Annotated in this window: 8 protein-coding genes and 1 pseudogene; 5 read left to right on the forward strand and 4 right to left on the reverse strand. The window is 68.5% G+C overall.

Annotation, left to right across the window (positions count from 1 at the left end; translation table 11 throughout):
• The 3 genes and pseudogenes from CHC08_RS51100 to CHC08_RS46975 form a co-directional block, all read left to right on the forward strand.
• Nucleotides 1–269: pseudogene (locus CHC08_RS51100) on the forward strand (hypothetical protein); the annotation flags it as partial.
• A gap of 190 nt (nt 270–459) precedes the next feature.
• Nucleotides 460–909, forward strand: a complete 450-nt coding sequence (locus CHC08_RS51105) for a hypothetical protein (RefSeq protein WP_218825844.1) — start codon at nt 460–462, stop codon at nt 907–909.
• 556 nt (nt 910–1,465) lie between these two features.
• Nucleotides 1,466–2,311, forward strand: coding sequence for an alpha/beta fold hydrolase (locus CHC08_RS46975; RefSeq protein ID WP_089213847.1), 846 nt, complete (start codon nt 1,466–1,468; stop codon nt 2,309–2,311).
• Between the two features lie 235 nt (nt 2,312–2,546).
• Here CHC08_RS46975 and CHC08_RS46980 read toward each other — a convergent pair whose 3' ends face one another.
• The 3 genes from CHC08_RS46980 to CHC08_RS46985 all read right to left on the reverse strand — a co-directional run bounded on the left by CHC08_RS46980 (nt 2,547) and on the right by CHC08_RS46985 (nt 5,668).
• Nucleotides 2,547–4,085, reverse strand: a complete 1,539-nt coding sequence (locus CHC08_RS46980; RefSeq protein ID WP_143653702.1) for a serine/threonine-protein kinase — start codon at nt 4,083–4,085, stop codon at nt 2,547–2,549.
• A 295-nt stretch (nt 4,086–4,380) separates the two neighbouring features.
• Nucleotides 4,381–4,539, reverse strand: coding sequence for a hypothetical protein (locus tag CHC08_RS50425; protein ID WP_179282652.1), 159 nt, complete (start codon nt 4,537–4,539; stop codon nt 4,381–4,383).
• 343 nt (nt 4,540–4,882) lie between these two features.
• Nucleotides 4,883–5,668 carry an SDR family NAD(P)-dependent oxidoreductase gene (locus CHC08_RS46985; RefSeq protein ID WP_089213844.1) on the reverse strand — a complete coding sequence of 262 codons (786 nt, stop codon included), beginning with the start codon at nt 5,666–5,668 and terminating at the stop codon, nt 4,883–4,885.
• Nucleotides 5,669–5,924: 256 nt separating this feature from the next.
• Here CHC08_RS46985 and CHC08_RS46990 point away from each other — a divergent pair, with 256 nt between their 5' ends.
• Nucleotides 5,925–6,929, forward strand: coding sequence for a sigma-70 family RNA polymerase sigma factor (locus CHC08_RS46990; protein WP_218825845.1), 1,005 nt, complete (start codon nt 5,925–5,927; stop codon nt 6,927–6,929).
• A 99-nt stretch (nt 6,930–7,028) separates the two neighbouring features.
• Here CHC08_RS46990 and CHC08_RS46995 read toward each other — a convergent pair whose 3' ends face one another.
• Nucleotides 7,029–7,274 carry a MerR family DNA-binding protein gene (locus CHC08_RS46995; RefSeq protein ID WP_218825846.1) on the reverse strand — a complete coding sequence of 82 codons (246 nt, stop codon included), beginning with the start codon at nt 7,272–7,274 and terminating at the stop codon, nt 7,029–7,031.
• A 128-nt stretch (nt 7,275–7,402) separates the two neighbouring features.
• Here CHC08_RS46995 and CHC08_RS47000 point away from each other — a divergent pair, with 128 nt between their 5' ends.
• On the forward strand, nt 7,403–8,644 hold the full coding sequence (locus CHC08_RS47000; protein ID WP_089213735.1) for an IS256 family transposase: 1,242 nt from the start codon (nt 7,403–7,405) through the stop codon (nt 8,642–8,644).
• Nucleotides 8,645–8,702: the final 58 nt, after the last annotated feature.

Below are 8,702 nucleotides of genomic sequence, written 5' to 3' on the forward strand. Positions count from 1 at the left end.
GGCGCAACTGGCGCAGCAGGACCGGCAGGTGCGGCTGGACCGGCCGGGGCAAACGGGGCGACCGGGCCAACCGGTGCGACCGGGGCGGCGGGACCGGCCGGCGCGACCGGCGCGACCGGTGCGACAGGCGCGACTGGCGCAGCTGGACCGGTCGGGGCGACGGGCGCGACCGGGGCAACCGGCGCGATCGGCGCGACCGGACCCGCAGGACCGCAGGGAGAGACGGGACCTCAAGGACCTCCTGGGTCAGCCATCTGTTGCGACGATAGGTGGGGCATCATCGGCCGCGGATCAGAGGGCGGGCCGAGTGCCGTCTATCGTGTCGGCCCGTATGGCCGAGACCCTGCTGGTAACTCCTCGGCCACCGTACCGCCGCCCTATGGTGTCGGAAGCCTGGGAATTATCGTTGGCGACAGCCCAGACAAGATCACTTTCGGCAATGAGACGGACTTCGCAGAGTTGCCGATCAGTGATCTCGCCATTCTGAAGTACTGGGCGTTCGCGGGCGCCAACTCTCCAGAGGAGGTCTCCGTGCCAGGGCTGAACATAGAGGTTGATCCCAATGTGGGCTCGGCGGGTTACGCGACATTGATCTATCTGCCCGATACCTCTACCGGCCCGTCGGCTCCCGCCCCCAGGCTGCCCAACACTTGGCAGCAGTACGACACCAGTGCGGCCGGCAGCCAGTGGTATGCCACCGGGGCGACGGGCAGCTTGATCAACTGCACTTTGGCTTCTCCGTGTTCGTTCGACGCACTTAAGGCCGCGATGCCGGACGCGGTGATCACGCTGAGTCTTGGGTTCAGCATGGACACCGCCTTCATCGGCGCGATCGACGGACTGCAGGTGAACAACACGGTCTACGACTTCGGGCCGCTTGGAGCCCGGAAGACAGCCTTGGGGCCGTAGAGCCTTCGAGGTTCGGGTCTCCAGGGGATGCCATCGAAATACGGTGGATACGGGCCGCGTCCACCGGAAACCACCGGTCGGATGCTAGGAGCGGAAGCCAAGGTTTGGGCTGTGGATGGCCGTGCCCGGCGTGGGGCCGGACTGGCTCCCGCGGCGGCCCCACTGGGCTGACCTGTGCAGACGCCGTTCCGGGAACGGGACAGTGCTCAGATTTTGTCCGTTCAAGGTCTCGCGCGGACCGTTTCCGTCGTATTCCGGCCGCACCCGTCCCCGGCGCGCTCGACGTCGCCGACGCTTCTGCCCTGGCGCGCTACCGCCGCCGCCGACCATCCGGGGCTGATAGCCCTTGAGCAGGCAGACGGGATGGATCATCGATGAGGTAGAACGTTCCGTCTCTGGGTTGACAGTGGTCGGGGGCCTCTCTAATCTTCGAAAAGAAAGAACGTTCTATCTACTTAAAGTCGCGCCGCCGCTGAGACTGCCCATGCTCAGGTCGATCCGGTCCCGCGCCGAGCAGCCCAGTCCCACCGCGACCCCTTTCCCCTTGGAGAACCCGATGTCCCCTCGCCGTTCGCTGATCTCCACCGCTCTGGCCGTCGCCGCCGCGGGTCTCACCCTGAGCACCGTGCTCGCACCGGCGGCCTCCGCCGCCTCTCACGCGCCCAAGCCGACCGTCGTACTGGTGCACGGAGCCTGGGCCGACTCCTCCGGCTGGAGCGGTGTGGTCACGCGCCTGCGCAAGAACGGTTACTCGGTCGTCGCTCCCGCGAACCCTCTCCGCAGCCTGTCCGGGGACTCGGCGTACCTCGCGGACTATCTCAAGACCATCGGCGGTCCGATCGTCCTGGTCGGCCACTCCTACGGCGGGTCCGTCATCACCGAAGCGGCCACCGGCAACCCCGACGTCAAGGCCCTGGTCTACGTCGCCGCCTTCGCCCCTGACAGCGGCGAGAGCGCCGCCGCCCTGAGCGCCAAGTTCCCCGGAACCCACCTCACCGACGACCCCAACGCGCAGGTTCCCACGGCCCTGAGTGCGGTCCCCTTCACCCAGGCCGACGGCACCGCCGGCGTCGACCTCTACCTCAAGCCCGCCAAGTTCCGTGACGTCTTCCTCAGCAACGGCCTCACCGCTGCGGACGCGGCCGTGCTCGCGGCCACCCAGCGGCCGATCGCGCTCCAGGCCCTGGGCGAGCCCTCCGGCACCCCCGCCTGGAAGACCATCCCCTCCTGGTATCTCGTCGCCAAGAACGACCACGCCATCCCCGCCGCGGCCGAACGCTTCATGGCCAAGCGCGCCCACGCCCACATCACCGAGACCAACGCACCCCACGCCGTCCAGCTCACCGACCCCGGCGCCGTCACTCACCTGATCGAGAACGCCGCCCGAACCACCGGGCGCTGATCCGGCTCTCCGATGTCACCCGCCTGATCGAGGACGCCGCCCAAATCGCCGGGCGCTGATCCGGTCTTCCGATGTCACCCGCCTGATCGAGGACGCCGCCCGAACCGCCGGGCGCTGATCCGGTCCTCCGATGCCCTCGCCCGAACACCCGGGTGGGGCATCGGTCTGAGCGCGGCGAACGGCTCGGCGCAGGACATGCCGGCATCGAGGCCGGCGCGAGGACAACCTTCGACGACTAGTCATCGTCATCACGGTCGTCGTCATGACCGTGACGACGGCCGCCGTCGGGCTTGCGATCATCCGGGGCGAAGGTGAGCCCGGAGTCCTGCAGGAAGGAGATGAGGGGCCCCGTGGAGGCGAGCCTGCCCTTTCGCCGGGCTTCGACCAGATCGCGGCCAAGCCTGCTCAGCTCGTCGCGAGCGTCTCGGTCCTTGCCCTCCTGGATCTTCCTGGCCAGCCTGCCGATTCTCTCGTGGGTCTCGCGGGCCAGCCTGGAGTCGATGCCGCCCTGGCGTTCCTGGTCGGTGACGGCACGGCTGAAGGCCGACAGGCGCGTCTGCCATCCCCCCGCTGTCGGCGACGGCGAATTCAGGACCGGGGGTGGGACCGGAGTCGCCGACGGGCTCTGAGAGACGGTCGGCGGCATGGATGGTGTTGTGAGCGGGAGCACGGCCGAGATCGTGGGAGAGGTCGCGGAAACGGGCGGCTCCGCCGGATCCGACGAGGCCGACGCCCACAGGACCGCGACCACCAGAGCGGCGGCCAGGCCCATCGCGGCACCGGCGCGCCGCCCGGGCAGGCGACTCCGCAGACGATCCGGCATGAGCGTCGCCGTCCACGGCTCCGCCGGCGAGCCGGGCAGAGCCCACGCCTCCGCCGGCGAGCCGAGCGCGGCTGTAGCGGTTGCGGGGGTTGTAGGGCCTTCAGGAGCCGTGGGGAACGTCGCGGTGTCCCGGGCGGGCGGCCTCACCTGGCGGGCGACCGTGGCCAGGACCTGACGGACGACGTCTCCGCTGGCGGGCCGTACGGCCGGATCTTTCCGCAGCAGGGCCAGTACCAGTCTTTCCAGCTCCGCTGGAATGTCCTGGCGGTACCTGCGGGGCGAATCCGGAAGGCTGTGAACGTGATGGAAGATCATTTCCGTCGGCGATCCGACGAACGGAGGTCGCCCGCACAGCAGCTCGTAACACACGCAGCCAAGCGCGTACAGATCGGAGGCCGCGTCTCCCGCCTCGCCGAGGATCTGCTCGGGGGACAGGTAGGCGGCCGTGCCGATGACGCTTCCCACGGAGGTCAGTCGCATCGCGGCCTCGTTTGTGCTCCGGGCCGTTCCGAAGTCGACCACCTTGAGCCGGCCGTCCGCGCTCTGGTGCAGGTTGGCCGGCTTGACGTCACGGTGCACGACTCCGGCCCGGTGCGCGGTGTCCAGCCCGACCGCGGCCTGCCCCACCAGGTGGCACACCGCGGAGATGCTCAACGGACCCCTCTCCGCCAGCTCGGTGGCGAGGTCGCGGCCGGTCAGCAACTCCATCACCAGATACGGCCTGCCCTCGTGCTCGCCCACGTCGAACACGGTCACCACGTTGGGATGAACGACCCGCGCGGCGATCCGCGCCTCCCTGGCGAACCGTTCGCGCATCGAGAGGTCGGCCACCTGCGGTGACAGGATCTTGACCGCTACCGGCCAGTCCCGTTGCAGGTCATGACCACGCCATACCTCGCCCATCCCGCCTCGGCCGATCAGCTCCGCCAATCGGTACCGACCGGCGAGCACGGCCGGCGTCCCTTCCCAAGCGCCCACAATTCCCGCCGTCGATTCCAAACTCCACAAATGGACGCCCAACCCTATGGGTGTTTCCCGGAGTCGCACGACGAAAGCCCGGTGGGAGCGGGGACGTGACGCGACTGACACCGGCTTCCCGCCGCAGGAGACTCGTCTGTCTCCGGCTTCCCGCCAGAGGGGCGGCCCGGCGCAGGGGTCGTCTGGCGCCGGAGTGGTTCGGCGCCGGGGTGGCCCGGGGGCGGAGTGGCCCGGGGCGGAGTGACGCGGCGCCTGGGCGATCGGCTTCCTAGCGGTTCTGTCCCCAGATGGCGAGCATCGCGATGACAAACACGATCATGACGCCCATGTAGGCGACGGGACCCATCCGGACGGCTCTGCGCACCCGGTTGAGGCCCCAGGCGAACAGGAACGCCAGGAAGATCAGCAGAATCAGTCCGCTGTCCATCGTCACCACCTTGGAGAGGCCTACGGTGACCAGTATGCGTCGGCGACGCCGATCGTGTGAGGAACCGGCCCCGTTCCCGGGCGGCCGTTCCAAAGTTTCCGGGCGGCTGTCACGAAACCTCCCGGATGGCCGTCCCGAAGCCTCTCGGCTCGCCGTACGGAGCCTCCCGGTCCGCGCCCCGAAGCCTCTCGGTCCGCCAGTACGGAGCCTCCCGGTCCGCCGGTGCGAAGCCCCTGGCAGAACGGCGCTTCGGGCAACCGCTCGTTCTGCCGGGAACTCCTCCACGCCCACGCCATGACCCGTCGAACCGAGATCGGCTCAGGGCCCGGCAGAGCCTCAGCCGCTAGTCATCGAGGCTGCCCATGGTCAGGTTGACGGTCGTTCCCGTCATCCCGCTCGCCTTGTCGGACGCCATGAAAACCGCCGTGTTCGCCACCTCGTCGAGCGTCATGACCCGTCGCGGATGAGTCGTGCCGGCGAGATACCCCTCGAACTGCTCCCAGGTCATGCCCGCCGCCTTGGCCTCGAAGGCCTCCCTCATCGTGCTCGTCTCCGGCATGCCGTGCGGTCGCAGGCCGACCACGCGAATGCCCTGAGGGGCGAGCTCGGCGGACAGGTCCCGGGTGAGCGCCTCCTTGGCGGCCTGCGCCGGACCGTAGCCTCCGTTCAATCGCGAGCCCATCCGTGCGGGGAGCGCGGTGACGGTCATGATCACCCCCGATTTGCTGGGAATCATGTGTCTTGCGGCCAGGCGTGCGGTCAGGAAGTACGACGTCGTATAGGTCGTGATCGCCAGGGAGAACCGCTCGACGTCCAGTTCGGCCAGAGGGACGCCCAGAATCTCCAGGTCCGGGACCCCGACCGCGTTGAACGAGATGTCGACGCGGCCCGCCTGATCGATCACGGACTGCAGATGCCTGCCCACGGCCTGCTCGTCGAGAGCGTCGACCTCCGCCGCCTCGGCGAATCCGCCGTCGGAAACGATGTCCTTGGCGACGGCCTCGACCGGTGCCTGGAGGCGCCCGGTGAGAAAAACCCTGGCCCCCTCGGACGCGAAGGCGCGTGCGACAGTGCCGCCGATCGCGCCTCCGGCTCCGTAGATCACCGCGACCTTGTCCTTCAGCATCATCTCTGGTTCCTTTCCGTGCCCGGGTGGCCAACATCTGTCCACCTCATGGGTTGAGACCGACGGCTGAGACCCATCCGCGCGGAGATGCCGTCTCCGCCATCCACCGGCGTCCGATCGTCAGAGCCGTCGACGGGATAGGCACCGCGACGTCGGGAAACTGGGCGTCCGCAAACCGCCCAGTTCGCCCCTCGGCCGGTGTCTACACAGGATGGAAGTGCGACAGGACGCGAGAGAGACGTGAGGCGAGGGCGAAGTGGTGACTACCGAGCTGATCACCAGGGCGCGGGCCGGGGACGGCGAGGCGTTCCGAGAGCTGACCGAGCCACATCACCGGGAGCTGCAGGTGCACTGCTACCGGATGCTCGGATCCTTCCAGGACGCCGAGGACGTGCTCCAGGACACGCTGCTGGCCGCCTGGCAGAGCTTCGGAGGGTTCGAGGGGCGTGCTTCTCTCCGCACCTGGCTCTACCGGATCGCCACCAACCGGTGCCTCAACGCGCGTCGCTCGGCCGCCCGGCGCCCGGCCAAGGAGTGGGACGTGCCCGGGGTGCAACCGCCCGAGCCGACCCGGCTCGGCGAGGTCGTATGGCTTGAGCCGTTTCCCGACGCCCTCCTTGAGGGGGCGATCGACGTGCCGCTCGGGCCGGAGGCCCGCTACGAGCAGAGCGAGTCCATCTCCCTGGCGTTCGTGACCGCGCTTCAGGTCCTGCCACCCCGCCAGCTCGCCGTTCTCGTCTTGCGCGACGTCCTCGGATTCCATGCGAGCGAGGTGGCCGACATGCTGGACTCGACCGTCGAGTCGGTCAACAGCGCCCTCAAACGGGCGCGCGCCGGCCTGCAGCGCCGCCTGCCGACCGCCGACCGCGAACGGCCTCCCGCCTCCTGCTCACCCTCCGAGGACGCGATCGTGGCGAAGTTCGTCCAGGCGTACGAGTCCGCCGACCTCGACGCGCTGGTGGCCCTGCTGACGGACGACGTCTTCATGTCCATGCCGCCGATGCCCCTCGAATACGAGGGCCGGGACGCCGTGGCCCGCTTCTGCGCAGGCATCTTCGGCTCGGGCCGGAAGTTCGACCTGGTGCCGACGCGAGCCAACGGTCAGCCGGCGTTCGGATCCTACGTGCACACTCCCACCGGCATCCGCCACGGGACCGGCCTGTTTGTCATCGCCCTCGCCGGCGACCGGATCCGCGCCATGATCCGCTTCGACAATGGCGTGCTCCCATGGTTCGGGCTACCGCGATCGCTCCCGAGCCGATAGCCGGCTTTCGGAGGGCCCCGCGCCGGTGGGTGGTCGAGCGCGGCTTCGACCTGCGTGCCGGCCGGGGCGGACGTGAGGATCGGCGCGTAAGTGACACGCTTACGCGGTCTCCGGCTCTTCCTCCACCCCGGCCCGCGCGGCGAGTTGGTCGCGCACCCGGGACAGGCGGGTGATCTCCGCGTCGAGGGCGGCGAGCCTGCGCTGCACCACGCCGCTCGCCATGGAGCAGCCGGGACCGCCGCGCGGCGGCAGCGTGTCGCCGTCCAGCAGTTGCAGGCGATCGGCGCAACCCCGTACGTCCTCGACGGTCAGCCCGAGCGACAGCAACTCGCGGATGATGCGCACCCGGGACGGTTGCGTCCACGGACGTGGTGTATGAGTTTCCCCAGCTAGATGGCGTGGCGTCGTGAAATGAGGACGGCCATCGCGTGATCCTTCAGGTTGCGAAACCATGATCGAAGGAGAAGAAAGCGATGGCCGTGAACAACAGTGTGGACCCCGCAAGCTGGCTGGCGGAGCAGATCGAGCACAGAGATCAGGATCTGTTGCGATCCATGGTGAAGACCATGGCCGAGGCATTGATGTCGGCCGAGGCCGACGGCCTGTGCGGCGCCGACTACGGCACCCGCAGCGACGAGCGCACCAACCGCCGCAACGGCTACCGCTCCCGCGACTGGGACACCCGCGCCGGCACCGTGGAGCTGGCGATCCCGAAGTTGCGCTCGGGCTCCTACTTCCCCGAATGGCTACTGGAGCGCCGTCGCCGGGCCGAACAAGCCCTGATCAGCGTGGTGGCCACCTCGTATCTCCTGGGCGTCTCCACCCGTCGGGTGGACAAGCTGGTCGAGCAACTGGGCATCAAACACATCTCCAAGAGCCAGGTCAGCGAGATGGCCAAGGTGCTGGACGCGCAGGTGGAGGCCTTTCGCACCCGCGCGTTGGACGCGGGCCCGTATGCGTTCGTGTGGCTGGACGCACTCACCCAGAAGGTGCGCGAGGGCGGACGGATCATCAACGTGCATGTGCTGGTCGCCACCGCGGTCAACGCCAACGGCAACCGGGAGATCTTGGGGTTGGAGGTCACCTCGGCCGAGGACGGCGCCGGCTGGCTGGCGTTCCTGCGCGGCCTGGTGGCCCGTGGCCTGGCCGGGGTGCAGCTGGTCATCTCTGATGCGCACACCGGGCTGGTCGGGGCGATCGGCGCGACCTTGCCCGGCGCGTCCTGGCAGCGTTGCCGCACCCACTACCTGCGCAATCTCTTGACGACGGTGCCGAAGTCCGCCCAGCCGTGGGTGGCGACGCTGGTGCGCACCATCTTCGATCAGCCCACCGCTGAGCAGGTGCGCGCCCAGCACACTTGGGTGATCGAGGCTTTGGAGGCGAAGTATCCGGCCGCCTGTGAGCACCTGGACGCTGCCCGCGAGGAGCTGCTGGCTTTCGCTGCGTTCCCTCGGGAGATCTGGAAGCAGATCTGGTCGAACAATCCGCAAGAGCGGCTGAACAAGGAGATCCGTCGGCGCACCGATGTGGTCGGTATTTTCCCTGACCGTGGCTCGATCGTCCGGCTGGTTGGTGCGGTGTTGGCCGAGCAGACCGATGAGTGGACCGAGGCTCGCCGTTACATGGGTCTGGACGTGTTGGCCAAGGCCCGGCTGCGCATGATCTGCGGCGACACACCGCAGCAGAATCCGATCCCGCAGACACTTACCGCTTAACCTGCAGAAATAGGATCACGCGGAGATCAACTCATACACCACTCCGCTGGACGTGACC

Source organism: Streptosporangium subroseum (assembly GCF_900188345.1).
Taxonomy (GTDB): Bacteria; Actinomycetota; Actinomycetes; order Streptosporangiales; family Streptosporangiaceae; genus Streptosporangium; species Streptosporangium subroseum.